23 protein-coding genes are annotated in these 16,110 nt (G+C 68.5%); 8 read left to right on the forward strand and 15 right to left on the reverse strand.

Annotation, left to right across the window (positions count from 1 at the left end):
- Position 1: 1 nt before the first annotated feature.
- The 10 genes from HNR02_RS34440 to HNR02_RS34490 form a co-directional block, all read right to left on the reverse strand.
- Entirely contained in the window at positions 2 to 418 is a 417-nt protein-coding gene (locus tag HNR02_RS34440; RefSeq protein WP_179777765.1) for a DUF3558 domain-containing protein, read from the reverse strand.
- Positions 419 to 456: 38 nt separating this feature from the next.
- On the reverse strand, positions 457 to 969 hold the full coding sequence (locus HNR02_RS34445) for a DUF3558 domain-containing protein (RefSeq protein WP_179777766.1): 513 nt from the start codon (positions 967 to 969) through the stop codon (positions 457 to 459).
- The gene (locus HNR02_RS34450; RefSeq protein WP_246339351.1) at positions 966 to 1,193 is read right to left on the reverse strand and encodes a hypothetical protein; all 228 of its coding nucleotides are present in this window, start codon (positions 1,191 to 1,193) and stop codon (positions 966 to 968) included. Before HNR02_RS34450 ends, HNR02_RS34445 begins: the two co-directional genes overlap by 4 nt.
- Positions 1,194 to 1,230: 37 nt before the next feature.
- On the reverse strand, positions 1,231 to 1,617 hold the full coding sequence (locus tag HNR02_RS34455; protein WP_179777767.1) for a DUF3558 domain-containing protein: 387 nt from the start codon (positions 1,615 to 1,617) through the stop codon (positions 1,231 to 1,233).
- Between the two features lie 200 nt (positions 1,618 to 1,817).
- A complete protein-coding gene (locus HNR02_RS34460) occupies positions 1,818 to 2,315 on the reverse strand; it encodes a DUF3558 domain-containing protein (RefSeq protein WP_179777768.1) in 498 nt (165 codons plus the stop codon).
- A gap of 5 nt (positions 2,316 to 2,320) precedes the next feature.
- Positions 2,321 to 2,848 (reverse strand): DUF3558 domain-containing protein, encoded by a 528-nt coding sequence (locus tag HNR02_RS34465; protein ID WP_179777769.1) that lies wholly within the window; start codon positions 2,846 to 2,848, stop codon positions 2,321 to 2,323.
- Between the two features lie 82 nt (positions 2,849 to 2,930).
- Positions 2,931 to 3,443 (reverse strand): DUF3558 domain-containing protein, encoded by a 513-nt coding sequence (locus HNR02_RS34470; RefSeq protein ID WP_179777770.1) that lies wholly within the window; start codon positions 3,441 to 3,443, stop codon positions 2,931 to 2,933.
- Positions 3,440 to 3,895: a hypothetical protein gene (locus HNR02_RS34475; protein WP_179777771.1), complete on the reverse strand. Its 456-nt coding sequence runs from the start codon at positions 3,893 to 3,895 to the stop codon at positions 3,440 to 3,442. The genes HNR02_RS34470 and HNR02_RS34475 overlap by 4 nt, the downstream gene beginning before the upstream one ends.
- 607 nt (positions 3,896 to 4,502) lie before the next feature.
- Positions 4,503 to 5,012, reverse strand: a complete 510-nt coding sequence (locus HNR02_RS34485) for a DUF3558 domain-containing protein (protein WP_179777772.1) — start codon at positions 5,010 to 5,012, stop codon at positions 4,503 to 4,505.
- A gap of 7 nt (positions 5,013 to 5,019) precedes the next feature.
- The gene (locus HNR02_RS34490; protein WP_179777773.1) at positions 5,020 to 5,457 is read right to left on the reverse strand and encodes a hypothetical protein; all 438 of its coding nucleotides are present in this window, start codon (positions 5,455 to 5,457) and stop codon (positions 5,020 to 5,022) included.
- Between the two features lie 124 nt (positions 5,458 to 5,581).
- Between HNR02_RS34490 and HNR02_RS34495 the strand changes: the two genes are divergently transcribed.
- Positions 5,582 to 6,355 (forward strand): enoyl-CoA hydratase-related protein, encoded by a 774-nt coding sequence (locus HNR02_RS34495; RefSeq protein ID WP_179777774.1) that lies wholly within the window; start codon positions 5,582 to 5,584, stop codon positions 6,353 to 6,355.
- Here the strand turns inward: HNR02_RS34495 and HNR02_RS34500 are convergent.
- From HNR02_RS34500 to HNR02_RS34510, 3 genes are read right to left on the reverse strand one after another with little or no spacing between them, the layout of a single operon-like run.
- Entirely contained in the window at positions 6,352 to 6,711 is a 360-nt protein-coding gene (locus HNR02_RS34500; RefSeq protein WP_179777775.1) for a barstar family protein, read from the reverse strand. The genes HNR02_RS34495 and HNR02_RS34500 overlap by 4 nt on opposite strands.
- A 12-nt stretch (positions 6,712 to 6,723) precedes the next feature.
- Positions 6,724 to 7,107, reverse strand: a complete 384-nt coding sequence (locus HNR02_RS34505; protein ID WP_179777776.1) for a guanyl-specific ribonuclease — start codon at positions 7,105 to 7,107, stop codon at positions 6,724 to 6,726.
- 10 nt (positions 7,108 to 7,117) lie between these two features.
- The gene (locus tag HNR02_RS34510; RefSeq protein WP_179777777.1) at positions 7,118 to 7,318 is read right to left on the reverse strand and encodes a hypothetical protein; all 201 of its coding nucleotides are present in this window, start codon (positions 7,316 to 7,318) and stop codon (positions 7,118 to 7,120) included.
- A 44-nt stretch (positions 7,319 to 7,362) separates the two neighbouring features.
- On the opposite strand from HNR02_RS34510, the gene HNR02_RS34515 reads away from it, so the two are divergent.
- The 4 genes from HNR02_RS34515 (at position 7,363) to HNR02_RS34530 (ending at position 11,458) form a co-directional block, all read left to right on the forward strand.
- On the forward strand, positions 7,363 to 8,328 hold the full coding sequence (locus HNR02_RS34515) for a quinone oxidoreductase family protein (protein WP_179777778.1): 966 nt from the start codon (positions 7,363 to 7,365) through the stop codon (positions 8,326 to 8,328).
- Between the two features lie 103 nt (positions 8,329 to 8,431).
- Complete coding sequence (locus tag HNR02_RS34520) at positions 8,432 to 9,400, forward strand: alpha/beta fold hydrolase (RefSeq protein WP_179777779.1); 969 nt, start codon at positions 8,432 to 8,434, stop codon at positions 9,398 to 9,400.
- 73 nt (positions 9,401 to 9,473) lie between these two features.
- A complete protein-coding gene (locus HNR02_RS34525) occupies positions 9,474 to 9,947 on the forward strand; it encodes a carboxymuconolactone decarboxylase family protein (protein ID WP_179777780.1) in 474 nt (157 codons plus the stop codon).
- Between the two features lie 98 nt (positions 9,948 to 10,045).
- Positions 10,046 to 11,458 carry an amino acid permease gene (locus tag HNR02_RS34530; RefSeq protein ID WP_179777781.1) on the forward strand — a complete coding sequence of 471 codons (1,413 nt, stop codon included), beginning with the start codon at positions 10,046 to 10,048 and terminating at the stop codon, positions 11,456 to 11,458.
- Between the two features lies 1 nt (position 11,459).
- Here HNR02_RS34530 and HNR02_RS34535 read toward each other — a convergent pair whose 3' ends face one another.
- Both HNR02_RS34535 and HNR02_RS34540 read right to left on the reverse strand, forming a co-directional pair.
- Positions 11,460 to 12,140: a hypothetical protein gene (locus tag HNR02_RS34535; RefSeq protein ID WP_179777782.1), complete on the reverse strand. Its 681-nt coding sequence runs from the start codon at positions 12,138 to 12,140 to the stop codon at positions 11,460 to 11,462.
- 389 nt (positions 12,141 to 12,529) lie between these two features.
- Complete coding sequence (locus HNR02_RS34540; protein WP_179777783.1) at positions 12,530 to 13,822, reverse strand: MFS transporter; 1,293 nt, start codon at positions 13,820 to 13,822, stop codon at positions 12,530 to 12,532.
- A 247-nt stretch (positions 13,823 to 14,069) separates the two neighbouring features.
- Between HNR02_RS34540 and HNR02_RS34545 the strand changes: the two genes are divergently transcribed.
- The 3 genes from HNR02_RS34545 (at position 14,070) to HNR02_RS34550 (ending at position 16,109) form a co-directional block, all read left to right on the forward strand.
- Positions 14,070 to 14,576: a hypothetical protein gene (locus HNR02_RS34545; RefSeq protein ID WP_179777784.1), complete on the forward strand. Its 507-nt coding sequence runs from the start codon at positions 14,070 to 14,072 to the stop codon at positions 14,574 to 14,576.
- A gap of 268 nt (positions 14,577 to 14,844) precedes the next feature.
- Positions 14,845 to 14,976 (forward strand): hypothetical protein, encoded by a 132-nt coding sequence (locus HNR02_RS36370; protein WP_281377468.1) that lies wholly within the window; start codon positions 14,845 to 14,847, stop codon positions 14,974 to 14,976.
- A gap of 80 nt (positions 14,977 to 15,056) precedes the next feature.
- Positions 15,057 to 16,109 carry a TauD/TfdA family dioxygenase gene (locus tag HNR02_RS34550; protein WP_179777785.1) on the forward strand — a complete coding sequence of 351 codons (1,053 nt, stop codon included), beginning with the start codon at positions 15,057 to 15,059 and terminating at the stop codon, positions 16,107 to 16,109.
- Position 16,110: the final 1 nt, after the last annotated feature.

Raw genomic sequence — 16,110 nt, forward strand, 5'->3', positions numbered from 1 at the left:
GTCACCGGGGAAGCAGAGGTTCGAGCTTCTCGGCGAAAGCCTGGGCATCCACGCAAGCCTGCGGATCGCGCGGACCGGTTGCCAGCGCCACCTGCACCATCGCCCGAGCATGCTCACCAACCTCCACCGCGATCGCACACCCACCCAAGGGAATGTCGGCTTTCATGGCTTGACGTCCGTTGACCGAAGTGTTCGCCACGGCGTCGTTGGTCTTGTTCTCTCCTGGGTTGAACCCCTGCCCGGCGACGAGCTGATCGAGGACCTGGCAAGCGTTGAGGCCCGCGAACACATCGGCCCCCGTGCTTGGAACAGGAGCCGGCGACGCCGTGCCTGACACGGTAGTGGCGCAAGCCGCCGTAACCAGCGCGACGGACGCAGCACCTACGACTGCCCGGACGATGCGAACGATAATGATCACCGAATTTTATCGAACCTCGGGAAGGAGCGGTAACTGGCTCACCGTGGCAGCAAAGGCTCAAGCTTCTCAGCGAGCGCTTGAGCGTCGACGCAGGCCTGCGGGTCATGCGGCCCCGAAATCAGCGACACCTGCACCATTGCGCGAGCGTGCTCACCGACCTCGATCACGATCGCGCACCCGCCCAACGGAATCGGCGCCTGCAGCGCAGCACGTCCATTGACCGAGGTCTCCACGACACCCTCGGTGGTTTCGGCGTACTCACGAAGCCCCTGAACCGGGTCCAGCGCAAGCCCGTACGTGCCGAACTCGTGCTTCAAAACATCACACTCGTTGCGCCGACTGATGTTCTCGCCGGGGCCGAACCCCTGACCGGCGGTGAGCTGCTCAAGGACTCGACAAGCATTGAGGTTCGCGAAAACATCAGCACTTCCCGTGCTCGAGGCAGGAGCTGGCGACGCCGTGCCTGACACGGTGGTAGTGCAGGCGGTCATAGCCATTGTCAAAGCCGCCATCGCTGCGGCGACCTGGACGATGCGAACGTTGATGGTCACCGGTCCTGATCCTTGAGGGTGTTGAGAACCTCGGTCGCCGCCTCATCCGAGGCGTCATATTTGCTGATCGCGATCTCGATAGCCTCCCGAAGGCTTTCGAGCATGTCTTCAGCCGCGAGGAACACCCGGACGAGGGACTGATCATCCGAATCCATCGCGACGAGAAAATGCGCCGCTGCTTTCTGGGCGTATTCATCGTTACCGAACTTGGGAGCGCGCCGCAAGCGGTCGATGCGACTCCGGCGAGTACTCGAACGACGATCACTGCCCCTCGGGAAGCAGAGGTTCGAGCTTCTCGGCGAAAGCCTGGGCATCCACGCAAGCCCGCGGATCGCGCGGGCCGGTTGCCAGCGCCACCTGCACCATCGCCCGAGCATGCGCACCAACCTCGATCGCGATCGCGCACCCACCCAGGGGAATGTCGGCTTGCATGGCTTGACGTCCGTTGACCGTGGCGTTCACCAGGCCCTCACTTGTCTCGGCGAACTCGCGAAGCCCCTGCACAGGATCCAACGCCAACCCATACGTCGACACCCCAGGCTTCGTCGCATCACACTCGTTGCGACGGCTGATGTTCTCACCCGGATCGAACCCTTCCCCAGCCACCAGCTGATCGAGAACCTGGCAAGCGTTGAGGCCTGCGAACACATCGGCCCCCGTGCTTGGAACAGGAGCCGGCGACGCCGTGCCTGACACGGTAGTGGCGCAAGCCGCCGTAACCAGCGCGACAGACGCAGCACCTACGACTGCCCCCGACGATGCGAACGATAACGATAACCGCATCTCCTGATCCTCGAAAGTACTCGAATCTCGTCCAAGCCCGGTTCTGCATCTGCAGCGACCGAGCTTCACTGAACCTCGGGAAGGAGCGGTTCGAGCTTCTCCGCGAGCGCCTGAGCGTCCGGACAAGCCTGAGCAGCATCACTGGTGCGCGACATCGTCACCGTGACCATCGCGCGAGCATGTTCCGCCACCTCGACGGCGACGGAGCATCCCGTCGAGGAGAAGCTGGCACGCATGGCGTCACGGCCATTGACCGAGATGTCGACTACGCCGGTATTCGCGGCGGCAAACTCGGAAAGCCCCTGTACGGGGTCCAATGCCAGGCCATACGACCCGTACTCGGGCTTGAGGACATCGCATTCGTTACGCTTGCTGATGTTCTCACCGGGCCCGAACCCTTCCCCCGCGGTCAGCTGCTCCAAGACCTGACAGGCTTGGAGACCGGCGAACACATCAGTACTCGCCGGACTCGATGTCACGACAGGCGATGGCGTGCCCGCAACCGTGCTGGTGCAGGCGGTCAAGGTCAAAATCAGGTAGGCAACTCCGGCGAGCGCTCGCATGACGATCACCGCCCACTGGGAAGGAGCGGCTCAAGCTTCTCGGCGAGAGCCTGAGCGTCCACGCAAGCCTGCGGATCGCGGGGGCCGGTCGACAAGGTTACGAGCACCAACGCGCGGGCATGCTCGCCGGCTTCGGCTGCGATCGCGCATCCACCGGTCGGGATGTCTGCTTTCATGGCAGCGCGTCCCTTGACCATGAGGTCCACCACGGCCTTGTTCGTCGGGGCGAACTCGCTGAGCCCCTGCGCAGGATCCAGCGCCAGGCTGTTCCCCGAAACTCCCGGCTTGGACGCACCGCACTCGTTGCGCCTGGTCTTGTTCACGCCCGGTTCGTATCCCTGTCCGGCATTGAGCTGGTCCAGAGCCTGGCAAGCGTTGAGACCGGCGAGAACGTCGGACGCTGCACTCGAACCCGGTCCGGCGTCCGGGGCGGGCGACGCTGTGCCCTCGACCGTGCTGGTGCAACCGATCGAAGCCGCCGCAAGACATGACATGCCGATGATGACCGGGGCGGTACGAATTCTGCGGATCACTGGGCTTCCTGGTCCTTCATCTACGTGCCCCCTACGCAGGCGCGTGCCTGTCTCTGCATCCACGCCCAGTGACTCAACTGACTCACCGCGGAAGCAAAGGCTCAAGCTTCTCAGCGAGCGCTTGAGCGTCGACACAGGCTTGCGGGTCATCCGGACCACTGATCAGCGCAACCTGCACCATCGCACGAGCGTGTTCGGTCACCTCGATCGCGATCGCACACCCGCCGGTGGGGACAGCGGCCTGCAGCGCCTTCCGGCCATTGACCACCGCATCGACCACCTCGGCATTCGCCTCTGCGAACTCGCTGAGCCCCTGCACGGGATCCAGGGCCAGGCCCCACGCTGCCGATCCGGGCTTCGTCGCACCGCACTCGTTGCGCCGGCTCTTGTTCTCACCCGGGTTGAACCCCTGCCCAGCGGCCAGCTGGTTGAGGACGTCACAAGCGTTGAGGCCAGCGAACACATCAGTGTTCACCGCGCTCGATGTGGAGGCTGGCGACGGTGCACCCGCCACCGTGGTGGTGCAGGCGGCGGTGATCAGTGCAAGACACGCAGCGCCTGTCAAGATCCGCACGATGCGAACGTTGAGGGTCACGGAGTTTCCTGTTCCTTGAATGCGTTGAGAGCCTCCGACGCCGCTTCCTCCGACGCATTGTACTTGCTGATGGCGATGTCAATCGCCTCACCGAGACTGGTGAGCATTTCCTGAGCAGCGTGGAAGACCCGGACGAGAGACTGTTCATCCGAATCCATCGCCGCAAGGAAATGCGCGGCCGCTGTCTTCGCGTACTCGTCATTGCCGAATTTCGGCGCTTGCTGCAGCCGACCGATCCGCAAGCTGAGGTCGATCATTCGCTCCTGCATCTGCGTCACCGCTCTACGCAGGTGTGACCCTGTCTCCTCATCCACCGCCCAGTGGCCCGCCTTCGCGTCGGCCAGCATGCGCTTCGCGTCGGCCTTCATGGTGTTCAGGGTGTCCTCGCCGCCGAAGATCTGCGCCACCTGATCGACCGCGGGCGCCTTCGAACCATCACTGTGGTGGCGCAAGCGGTCACGGTCGACGCAAGACAAACAACTCCGGCGAGTACTCGAACGACGATCACTGCCCCTCGGGAAGCAGAGGTTCGAGCTTCTCGGCGAAAGCCTGGGCATCCACGCAAGCCCGCGGATCGCGCGGGCCGGTTGCCAGCGCCACCTGCACCATCGCCCGAGCATGCGCACCAACCTCGATCGCGATCGCGCAGCCGCCCAAAGGGCATGTTCGCCTGAAGCGCATCACGCCCGTTGACCGACGTGTTCGCCACGGCGTCGTTGGTCTCGGTGAACTCCTGGAGCCCCTGCACAGGATCCAACGCCAAACCGTACGTCGACACCCCAGGCTTCGTGGCATTGCATTCATTGCGTCGGCTCTTGTTCTCGCCCGGGTTGAACCCCTGCCCGGCGACGAGCTGATCGAGGACCTGGCAAGCGTTGAGGCCTGCGAACACATCGGCCCCCGTGCTCGGAACAGGAGCCGGCGACGCCGTGCCTGACACGGTAGTGGCGCAAGCCGCCGTAACCAGCGCGACGGACGCAGCACCTACGACTGCCTGAACGATGCGAACGATGATGATCACCGAATTTTATCGAACCTCGGGAAGGAGCGGTAACTGGCTCACCGTGGCAGCAAAGGCTCAAGCTTCTCAGCGAATGCCTGGGCGTCCACACACGCTTGCGGATCGCGTGGAGTAGTCGACAGTGACACCTGGACCATCGCGCGAGCGTGCTCACCGACCTCGATCGCTATCGCACATCCGCCCAAGGGAATCGACGCCTGCAGGGCGTTACGTCCGTTAACCGAGGTAGTAACCACGTCCTCGCTGGTCTCGGCGAATTCGCGAAGCCCCTGCACGGGATCGAGCGCCAGACCATACGTCCCGAATTCCGGCTTCGTGGCGCCACACTCATTGCGTCGACTCTTGTTCACCCCCGGATCGAACCCTTCCCCGGCGACGAGCCGATCAAGGACCTGGCAGGCGTTGAGGCCGGCGAAAACATCGGAAGCCGCACTCGATGTCACGACGGGCGATGCTGTGCCCGCAACCGTACTGGTGCAGGCAATCGTGGCCGCCGCAAGACATGCAACGCCCGTTACGGTCTGCGCAACACGAACGATGATGGTCACCAGATTCCTATTCTTTGAAAGCGTTGAAAACCTCTGCCGCTGACTCATCCGACGCGTTATATTTGCTGATTGCGACATCGATAGCCTGGCGAAGACTTTCGAGCATCTCCTGAGCCGCGAAAAACACCCGGACAAGAGACTGTTCATCCGAATCCATCGCCCTAAGGAAGTGCTCCGCGGCGAGTTGGGCATACTCGTCATTACCGAATTTGGGCGCTCGTTGCAACCGGTCGATCCGCTGAGCGATATCGGTCATCCGGTCATGCATCTGCGTCACCGCTCTACGCAGGTGTGACCCCGTCTCCTCATCCACCGCCCAGTGGCCCGCCTTCGCGTCGGCCAGCATGCGCTTCGCGTCGGCCTTCATGGTGTTCAGGGTGTCCTCGCCGCCGAAGATCTGCGCCACCTGATCGACCGCGGGCGCCTTCGGACCATCGTCGACCACAGCCACATCCTCCCCCGCGTCCGACCGCTCTCTGGCACGGTATCGCGCGGCCTGACGCTCTGTCACCGCTTCACCGCGATCGGCGACACGTGCCGCGGCCGGGCAGCGAACTAAGGTGAAGCCCGTGACTGATGAACTGGTGCACTACTCGGTGGCGAGCGGTGTCGCGACCATCACCCTCGACTCACCGCACAACCGGAACGCCCTCTCCGCCCAGCTGCGTCGTGAGCTGTCCGGCTCGCTGGCCAAGGCGGCGGACGACGACAACGTCCGGGTGATCGTCCTCACCCACACCGGCAGGGTGTTCTGCGCGGGCATGGACCTCAAGGAGGCCAACGGCGCCGGGGCGGGTGACCAGGGCGTCAACGAGTTCCCGCGGATCCTGGAGCAGATCTGGTCCAGCCCCAAGCCGGTCGTCGCGAAGCTGTCCGGCGTCGCGCGGGCGGGGGGCGTCGGGATGGTTGCCGCGGCGGACATCGTCGTCGCCACCAACGAGGTGACCTTCGCGTTCTCCGAGGTGCGCATCGGCGTGGTGCCCGCGGTGATCTCGCTGACCGTCCTGCCGCGCGTGAACCCGCGTGCGGCGCAGGAACTGTTCCTGACCGGCGAGGTGTTCGACGCCGGGCGCGCCGCCGAGATCGGGCTGATCAACACCGCCGTCGAGGCGCACATGCTCGACGCGGAGACCGACCGCTACGTGCAGGCGCTCACCCTCGGTGGCCCGGCCGCCCTGGCCGCCACCAAACGGCTCCTCGCCAGCCCGCGCCCGGCCACGCCGTCCGACGGGTTCCCCGACATGCTCGAGCTGTCCGCGCGTTTCTTCGCCAGCGAGGAAGGGCAGGAGGGCATCCGCTCCTTCGCCGAAAAACGCAAGCCGAACTGGGTTCCCCAGGACTAATCGTCGCTGAGGGCGACCGTCAGCCGGCGCCGGTCGGTGCGGTCGCCGCCCGGCGCGAGGGCCCGTTCGGCGTCCGAGAGGACACCTCGGATCGCCAGGTAGGACTTGGGGTCGGCGTCCTTGAGCAGGTCGGAACCCGCCCAGACCAGGACGTGCTCGCCGTAGGGCAGCCACGACAGATCGGTGAGGCAGTCGTACAGCGCGTCCAGGTTGCGGCCGAACCAGTCCGGAAAGGACAGGGCGGACGCGATGGCGTCGAGCGCGGCCATCTTGTCCGCCGGGCGGTTGCCGATGAGGTGCGAGTAGGCGCCACGCGCGCGGGCCTGCTCGACGATCTGCGAAGACGTCTGGGACATGGGTTGTTCTCGCTACTTCGACGGGTCGACCTGGACGAAGGAAGCGTAGTGATCGCCGGTGTAGTACAGCTCGGCCTGCCCCCCGGTGACCAACCGCCGGGCACCGCGGTCCTCGCTGCCGGGCGTCGGCACCGTGTACTCGCGGTAGTAGCCGCTCTCCCTGCCGGGAAGCCGCTGCTCCCGGTTCTGGAACACGGTTCCGTCGGTGCGGTACGGGAACGGGCCGCCCGCCTGGATCAGACGCCACGTCTGCCCGGCTTCGGGCGGCAGACCGGACAGTGCGGTGAGACCCGCCTCGGGCTCGGTCGACGTGGTCGTCTCGCGGACGATCCACCCAGCGAACACGAGCACGATGAGCCCGACCAGCGCGACGGTGATCCGCCTCCTGCTTGACACCAGCGACACCCTATGACCGGCTCGACGCGTCCTCGTCGCGGCCCGCCCGCAACCACGCGGCCACCCGGTCCACGATCCGGTCGATCAGCCACGCCACGCCGAGGCACAGCGGCGCGAGAACCGCGATGACCAGCAGGAACTGCAGCGGGAACCACAGCTGCGCGAGCCACAGTTCCGCGTTGTCCCACCAGTTGGCGAAGCCGTCGAACACCTCATCAGGGTACGCCAGGGGCCCCGGCGCGGTACGTTGCAGGCATGTTCGCCGTGTACGCCTCAGAACCGAACCCCGAAAACCCGCTCGACGCGCTGGTCGTCGGCGAGCGTCCGGAACCCGAGGTCCCCGAGGGCTGGGTCAAGGTCGCCGTCAAGGCCGCCAGCCTGAACATGCACGACATCTGGACCCTGCGCGGGGTCGGGATCAAACCGGACCAGTTCCCGATGATCCTCGGCTGCGACGGCGCCGGCGTGCTGGAGGACGGCACCGAGGTCGTGCTGCACTCGGTGATCAACGCGCCCGGCTGGCAGGGCGACGACACCCTCGACCCGAAGCGCACACTGCTCACCGAGAAGCACCAGGGCACCTTCGCCGATCACGTGATCGTCCCCGCCCGCAACGCCGTGCCGAAGCCGCCCGGGCTGTCGTTCGCCGAGGCCGCGACGATGGGCACGGCGTGGCTGACGGCCTACCGGATGCTGTTCGTGAAGTCCGGGCTGCGGCCCGGTCAGACAATGCTCGTGCAGGGCGCCTCCGGCGGCGTGTCCACGGCTCTCGTGCAGCTCGGTCGCGCCGCGGGCCTGCGGGTGTGGGTCACCGGCCGCTCCGAGGAGAAGCGGGCACTGGCCGAGCAGCTGGGCGCGCACCAGACGTTCGAGTCCGGTGCGCGGCTGCCCGAGCGGGTGGACGGGGTGTTCGAGACCGTCGGCAAGGCGACCTGGGGCCACTCGCTCAAATCGCTCAAACCGGGCGGGATCGTGGTCGTGTCCGGCTCGACCAGTGGCCCGGACCCGAGCGCGGACCTGCAGCGGGTGTTCTTCCTCCAGCTGCGCGTCGCCGGGTCCACCATGGGCACCCGCGACGAGCTGGAGGACATGCTCCGCTACCTCGAACTCACCGGCATCCGGCCGCGGATCGGCAAGGAGCTGCCGCTGTCCGAGGCCGCCGAAGGGATGCGCCTGATGCAGGAGGGCGAGACCTCCGGGAAGGTCGTCTTCACCCACTGAATCGCTCCGACCAGCGCGGACGCCTTGTTGACATCGCGCCGATACCGGTTTGTGATCCACGTCGACTGAGCGGAACCCGAGATTTACTCGCTAATCTGGGTACATGACCGCAGTGCAGCGGGAGATCGAGGAGCCGCCGGGCTCGCGACCGGCCGGCCCGGAGGACGTCCGGGCCGGCCATCGGAGTTTCGCCGGCGTGCGCACCAGGGTGCTCGAAGTCGGGCCCAAGCCCAGGCGGGGCACCGGAAGACTCGTCCTGCTGCACGGCTACTGCGACAGCGCCGACACCTGGCGCCCGGCGCTGGCCGAACTGGCCGCCGCCGGGATCCCCGCGGTCGCGGTCGACCTGCCCGGTTTCGGCGAGGCGGATCCGCTGCGTTCCGGCGCGATGCTGGCCCAGATGGACGCCTTCGTCGCCGCGGTCACCCGCTTCTACTCCGACCGCGGCAAGGTCGTGCTGGCCGGCAACTCGCTGGGCGGCACGCTGAGCCTGCGCGCCGCGTGCCGCCACGAGCTGCCGGTCGCCGGGGTCGTGTCGATCGCCGCACCCGGCTTCGTCGACTCCTGGCTCGTGCGCACCGTCGGGAAGTACCCGCTGCCGCTGCGCCTGGCCGCGTCCCTGCCGCTGCCGGTGCCCGGGTTCCTCGTGCGGACCGTCGCCGAGTTCGTGGTCCCGCGGCTGCTCTACGCCGACCGCGCGGCCGCCGACCTCACCCACGTGGCCCGGTTCACCGGGCTGTTCCCGGACTTCCGGTCGACCACCACGCGCCTGGACCAGGCCCGTCAGCTGGTCGCCGAGCTGACCGGCGCCTACGACGGCCTGGAGTCGATCAAGGTCCCGCTGCTGGTGGTCGCCTGCGGCCGGGACCGCCTGGTCACCGCCGCCGCGGGACGCCGCCTGCATGCGCTCGTGCCGCACAGCAGGCTGATGCTGCGCGAGGAGTGGGGACACTGCCCGCAGCTGGACGACCCGGTCGCGATCGCCGAGCTGCTGAGCTACTTCCGCGCTTCCGCCCTGCACAAACGCGGCCGCCGGGCGGTCGGTGCCGCGCCGAAGGCCGCCGCGGTCTGAGCTCCTGTCACATCTCGCCGGGCTGTTCCGTCAGGTAGGTGTCATCCCAACGGAAACCCGACAGGAGTTCATCGTGGACGCTCGGCTGAACCTGTTCACCAACCCGGTCACCGGCAAGTTCTTCCGGCACCTCAACTCGGCGGGCAAGGTGGTCTCGGACTCGCCGCTGCCCGCTTCGACGCAGGAGCTGGTGAAGCTGCGCGCCAGCCAGATCAACGGCTGCGGCTTCTGCACCGACATGCACTACAAGGACGCGGTGGCGGCCGGTGAGGACCCGGTGCGCCTCAACCTCGTCGCGTCGTGGCGCGAGGCCACGGTCTTCACCGAGGCCGAGCGCGCCGCCCTGGAACTGGCGGAGGAGGGCACCCGCATCGCCGACGCGGCGGGCGGGGTCAGCGACGAGGTCTGGTCCACCGCCGCCAAGCACTACGACGAGGAGCAGCTCGCGGCGCTGGTCGCGGTCATCGCCGTGATCAACGCCTACAACCGGCTGAACGTCATGGTGCAGCAGCCCGCCGGCGGCTACCGGCCCGGCCAGTTCGGCTGACCGCCCGGCCCCGGGGCCACCTTTCGCAGGGTCCCGGGGCGGGCCCGTTCCGAGTACCGTCGACCGGTCGTATCCACACGGACCGATCGGGGGACCCGATGACCGCGCGCGAGTTGTTCCGGCGCAAGCCCGTCGACCGGATCGAGACCGACGACGGTGGCGGGCTCCACCGGACGCTGGGACTGTGGCAGCTCACCGCGATCGGTGTCGGCGGCATCATCGGCGCGGGCATCTTCTCCCTCGCGGGCGCGGTCGCCAACGAGACCGCCGGGCCCGCGGTGCTGATCTCGTTCCTGGTGGCCGGCATCGCGAGCGCGGCCGCCGCGTTGTCCTACGCCGAGTTCGCCGGGCTCATCCCGCGGGCCGGGTCCGCCTACACCTACGGCTACGCGGTGCTCGGCGAGCTGGTCGGCTGGTTCATCGGCTGGGACCTGCTGCTGGAATACACCGCGATCGTCGCCGTGGTCGCGATCGGCATCTCCGGCTACTTCAACGACCTGCTGGGGTTCCTGGACATCCACCTGCCGCTGTGGATGTCCGGCGCACCGGGGACCGAACCGGACGGTGTCGCGTCCGGTTCGTACAAGGTGAACCTGTTCGCGGTGCTGCTGTGCCTGCTGATCGCTTTCATCCTCAACCAGGGCATGCGCTCGGCCGCCCGGTTCGAAACGCTGCTGGTGTACCTCAAGGTCGCGCTCGTGCTGCTGGTGATCGTCGTCGGCGCGTTCCACGTCAAGACCGGGAACTGGTCGGACTTCTTCCCCTTCGGGCTGGGCGGCGCTTTCACGGGCGCGGCGACGGTGTTCTTCGCGGTCTTCGGTTACGACGCGATGTCGACCGCGGCCGAGGAATCCACCGACTCGCAGAAGCACATGCCCAAGGCGATCCTGTACTCGCTCGGGATCTCGATGGTGCTGTACGTGCTGGCGTGCCTGGTGCTGACCGGAATGGTGCCCTACACCGACATCGACCCGGAAGCCGCGTTCTCCAGCGCGTTCTCCTCGGTCGGGCTGTCCGCGCTCGGGGCGGTGATCGCCGTCGGCGCGATCCTGGGCATCCTCACGGTGCTGTTCACGTTCCTGCTGGGTGCGACGCGCGTCGGGTACTCGATGAGCCGGGACGGGCTGCTGCCGAAATGGTTCTCCGGCACGCACCCGGTGAAGAAGGTCCCGACGCGGATGACGTGGATCCTCGGCGCCGCGGCGGCGGTGATCGCCGGGCTGCTGCCGATCGGCGAGGCCGCGGAGCTGACGAACATCGGGATCCTGCTGGCGTTCGTCGTGGTGTGCGTGGCCGTGGTGGTGCTGCGGTACCGCCGTCCGGATCTGCCGCGCACGTTCCGCTGCCCCGGGGTGCCGGTGGTGCCCGCGATCGGGGTGGCGTTCTCGATCTGGCTGATCACGTTCCTCAAGCCGGAGACGTGGCTGCGGTTCGCGATCTGGTTCGCCATCGGGCTGGTCGTCTACTTCGCCTACAGCAGGCGGCATTCCGCGCTGGCGCGCAAGGAGTGAGTCACCACCAGAGGTAGACGTACCCGGGCGCGCCGGGCTGTCCGGGGGCACCGCCCGCGCCGATCCCGCTCGGCGGCGCGCTCGGAATGACGCCCGCCGTACCGGGTTTCGCGCCGTCGCCGTCGGTCCCGGCCGCCACGAGCCCGGGCGAGGTGCCGCAGTCGGCGGTGCCGCCCTTGCCCGCCGCCTCGGCGGTCCCGGGTTCACCCCCGTGGGCGACGACCATCGCGGGACTCCCCGGCACGCCGACGCTGGACTCACCGCCCGCGGCGCTGTCCGGTTGCTCCGCGAGCCCGCCCGCGCCCACGGTGATCGTGTACTCGGTGGCCGGGGTGACCGCGACCGAACACCAGGCCGCGCCACCGCCTCCTCCCCCGGTGCCCGCCACCGGATCCGCCCGGCCCGCGGGAGCGGGTGGATTGGTGCCGTCACCGGGAGCGGGTGGAACGGCGCCGCCCGGAGCAGGTGGGGTCGTTTCGCCGCCGATGACCTGCGGGGGCGCCGCACTGCCCGCACCCCCGGCGCCCCACACCGCCACGAAGACGGAGGTGACGCCCCCGGGCGGAGTGAAGGTTCCGCTCGCGGTGTAGGTCTGCTCGCCGTGCGCGAGTTCGGCGTGCACCACCGGCGCGGCGGCCACGACCAGGACAGCCGCCACGGCAACGGCTCTTCCGAACGCCATGGTCGAAGCGTGCGCCGCCTCGCGCCGCCCCGCACCACTTCTCATCCGTTGGAGTGATGCCCGGCCAGCCGGAACGCCACGGTCAGCACGACCAGGACAACGACCCGCGGCGAGCGTGAGCCGCCCGTATCACCCAGGCCCCGGCGGACGATCGCCGTCCCGGCCGGCGCGACCACGACCACCTCGCCTGCCAGTGCGGCGACGCGTCCCGCGCCGGCGGCGGTCCCCGGCGGTCCTCAGTGGACTTTCCCGATCGTACGGGAGTTGGTGCCGGGCCCCGGAAGGTCGGTTGGTTGCTGCTCCCCCTACGGCACCCGCCGAATCCTCCCGGCCTGCCCACGACGGCCCCGCTTCCGTGGGCGTTCGTGATTCCGGTCGCCGGTGCCTGCTCACCGTGCCGTTCCGGGTGTCGGCGGTTGCCTCCGGCCGCGTGCCGTGACCGCGACGACCGGGAGGATGGCCAGCGACAGTACTCCGCCGGCCAGGGCCAGCACGGGATAGCCCGCGGCGGAGACGACGACGCCGGACGCCGCCCCGCCGCCGGCACCCGCGATGCCGACGGCGACGTCCACGAGGCCCTGCGTTCTGGCCCGGGTGGCCGGATGCAGGGCGTCGGTGATGGCGGCGGTCCCGGAGACGAGGCCGAAGTTCCAGCCCAGGCCGAGCAGGGCGAGCGCGAGCGCGAGCAGGGCGACCGAGTCGCCGGGCACGGCCGCGGCGATGACGCCGGCGGCCAGGAGGGCGACCCCGGCGGCGACGGCGATCGAGCTGCGCCCGTAGCGGTCGACCAGCCACCCGGTCAACGGCGAGGGCAGGTACATCGCCCCGACGTGGATGGCGATGACGAGACCGGCCGCGGCCGTGCCGTGCCCGTGGTCGTGCAGGTGAACCGGGGTCATCGTCATGATGGCGACCATCACGAGCTGGGTCAGGACCATGGTCAGCGCGCCGAGCGCCAGCCCCCGCTCCGGCTGCGCCGCAGGCGTTCCCCCGTCGCGCACGGGATCGCGCTCCAGTGCGCGGGCCATCAGCAACGGATCAGGACGCAGCCAGAGGGTCAGCACCAGTGCGGCGAGTGCGTAGGCGGCACCGGCGAGAAGGAACGGCCCGGCCAGGGTGGGGATGCCGAGCACACGGGCGAGGCCACCGGTGGGTGCGGCGAGGTTGGGGCCGACGACACCGCCGACCGTGGTGGCAACCAGGACGGTGGACAGGGCGCGGGCGCGGTGCTCCGGCGCGGCGAGGTCGGCTCCGGCGTAGCGGGACTGGAGGTTGGTGGCGGTCCCCGCGCCGTAGACGAAAAGAGAGACGAACAGCAGGACCGCAGTGCCGGTGATCGCGGCGACGAGGACACCCGCGCTGCCCAACGCACCGGCGAGGTAGCCGGCGGCGAGACCCGGGCGCCGGCCCCGTGCGTGCGAGAGACGACCGACGGCCACAGCCGCGAGCGCGGACCCGGCGGTCGACAGCGCGTTGGGCAGGCCGGCGAAGCCAGTTCCGCCGAGCATGTCCTGGGCGAGCAGCGCGCCGACCGTGAGCCCGGCTGCCAGTCCAGCGCCACTGAGCAACTGGGACGCGAACAGGATCGCCAGTATGCGGCGCTGCACCTCGGGCGGTGCGCCGGTGGCGGTGCTCGTCACCGGCGCGGTCTTCGCTCGTGCGGTCTCCACGACATCGCTCATGCATACCGGAAACACCCCGCCGATGCTCCTGGTTTTGCCGGACCCGGGCCGGTGCACGCCCTGCCGGGGCTCGACGATGCGCCACCGGAGGAGATCGCCGCGATCGACATCCGGTACGACGCCGGCGCTGGCCCGTGCGGGTCCATTGCGGACGGTCCGGCACGGCCCGCGACCACTGCCGCTTCGACGGCGGGCGATCCCCGCCGCGCTGTACGATGGCGCCAGGGATCAGGGGAGGCCGCCACGCATGCACACCCTCACCGATGCCTTCTACGGTGACCTGAAGTCCGACGTCGACCGGGAGGCGGGCGTCGTTGAGCTGTCGGGGGCCGACGTGCCCACGGTCCGGATCCGCCGTCTCGTGCGCGAGCCGAGCGCCGAGCACGTTCCCGTCGGCACCCGGCAACCGCACGAGCTCGACGTCCGCGTCGACGGCGAACGCGCGGGCATCGTCCCGGGGCCGGGCAAGGTGCGGCGCCGCACTTACCGCGTCGATCTCACCTGGAACCAGCACCACTACTCGTTCGCCCCCAACAGCAGTGCCACCAGCCGGCTCAAGCGGGACGGTCGGCAGCTCGCCGACTTCTCCGCCGGAGACGACGGCGACTTCATCGTGTACTGGGTTGCCGCACGGGACGAGACGACAGCCGCGGACGCCGCGATCGGTTATGCCCTGTCGCTGGCGTTCGGCACCGGCGCCTACACCCTGGTCGGGATGGTGCTCAGCGGTATCGGCGCCCTCCTGCCCGGCTAGCCGGGCAGCGCTCTCGACCCGCACGCCGGTCCGGCCCGGCACAGCCGACCCGGCCGGAAACCCCTTCTCGTCCCTCGATCGACACGAGTCTCTCGCCGAGCGCGGCCTACCAGCAGATCCGGGAGCTGCTCTACGCCGAATCGCTGCTGCGGGGCGCCCTGGCCCGCATCGCCGCACAGAAGACGCTCGAATCCCTGGCGTCGAGCGCGGGCATCTTCGGGCGGCGCGCCGCATCCGTGCGATCGAACATCGATCACCCCAGGAACGAGTGGCCGGCCTGCACATCCACCGCGAGATCCCCGACGCGCTCCGAGCGCGGGACGCCGACCGGGTCGAGCAGCTGACGCGCGAGCAGGTCGAGTCCTCGCGGCGCCTGCTGCTCAGCGCCGAGCTCGACTGATTCACTCCTTGACAGCGAGCCCGCACTCAGCTTCTATTTGCTATAGCATCTAGCGGATACCACGGTGCAAGGAGACAGCTGTGACGTACTCACCGCTGAGCAAGGACCTGGCTTGGCTCCCCGCCGACCTCGAGGATGAGAGCCGATGGATCTACCGGCTCACCCCCGCGGACATCAGGGATATCGAAGCCGCGCTCGCCGCGTCCAAATCCGCTGGGGCGACAATCGAGACGCTGACCCGGGAGACATTCCCCCTCGACCTCCTGGCCGACGTCCTGACTCTCACCCTCGACCGGCTGGAGAACGACCTCGGCCTGTTCGTGCTCCGCGGATTGCCCGTCGAGCGGTTCACGAAAGACGAGTTGCGGCTGATCTTCTGGGGCATCGGCCTGCACATGGGCACCGCCCGTCCCCAGAGCTTCAAGGGCGACGTGCTCGGTGACGTCCGGGACTTCGGCCAGTCCCCCACCACCCGGACCGGCCGGGGGTACATGTCGCGCCAGGGCCTCGGCTTCCACACCGACAGTGCCGACATCGTCGGGCTCTTCGTGCTGCGGACCGCCAAGAGTGGCGGCAGGAGCCTGTTCTGCAGCTCCGTCGCGGTCGCCGACGAGATCGCCCGCACCCGCCCCGACCTGTTCGAGGTGCTCCAGCAACCCTTCTACCACTCCTGGAAGAGCCACGAGCAGCCCGGCGAGGCGCCGTACTACCAGCAACCGATCTTCAGCATCGAGGACGGCCGCTTCTCCTCGCGCTGGCTTGCGCCGCACATCTGGTCCGCCCAGGAACTCGAGGGCGTACCCCCGCTGACCGACGCGCAGACCGAGGCGATGAACCTGCTCATCTCCCTCAACGACGACCCGCGCTTCCACACCTCGATGATGTTCGAGCCGGGCGACTTCCAGTTCCTCAACGACCACGTGACCTACCACGCGCGGACGGAGTTCGAAGACTGGGCCGAACCCGAGCGCAAGCGGCACCTGCTGCGGCTCTGGCTGGCCCCCGCCGACTCGCGCCCGTTGAGCGAGGGCATGAAGGAGTTCTACCAGGACGTCCGGCCCGGTGCGGTGCGCGGTGGATTCCCTTCGCACGTCGAGGAGCCCATCTTCGTCACCAAAGCCGCGGAGTTCTGAT

This window comes from Amycolatopsis endophytica, assembly GCF_013410405.1.
In the GTDB taxonomy this organism is placed as follows: domain Bacteria; phylum Actinomycetota; class Actinomycetes; order Mycobacteriales; family Pseudonocardiaceae; genus Amycolatopsis_E; species Amycolatopsis_E endophytica.

Coding starts and splice junctions, on each gene's coding strand:
- HNR02_RS34460 (WP_179777768.1), bottom strand. CDS start 2,315: ATGCGAGCGCTCGCCGGAGTTGCCTACCTGATTTTGACCTTGACCGCC.
- HNR02_RS34500 (WP_179777775.1), bottom strand. CDS start 6,711: ATGTCCCAGACGTCTTCGCAGATCGTCGAGCAGGCCCGCGCGCGTGGC.
- HNR02_RS34515 (WP_179777778.1), top strand. CDS start 7,363: ATGTTCGCCGTGTACGCCTCAGAACCGAACCCCGAAAACCCGCTCGAC.
- HNR02_RS34520 (WP_179777779.1), top strand. CDS start 8,432: ATGACCGCAGTGCAGCGGGAGATCGAGGAGCCGCCGGGCTCGCGACCG.
- HNR02_RS34530 (WP_179777781.1), top strand. CDS start 10,046: ATGACCGCGCGCGAGTTGTTCCGGCGCAAGCCCGTCGACCGGATCGAG.
- HNR02_RS34535 (WP_179777782.1), bottom strand. CDS start 12,140: ATGGCGTTCGGAAGAGCCGTTGCCGTGGCGGCTGTCCTGGTCGTGGCC.
- HNR02_RS34540 (WP_179777783.1), bottom strand. CDS start 13,822: ATGAGCGATGTCGTGGAGACCGCACGAGCGAAGACCGCGCCGGTGACG.
- HNR02_RS34545 (WP_179777784.1), top strand. CDS start 14,070: ATGCACACCCTCACCGATGCCTTCTACGGTGACCTGAAGTCCGACGTC.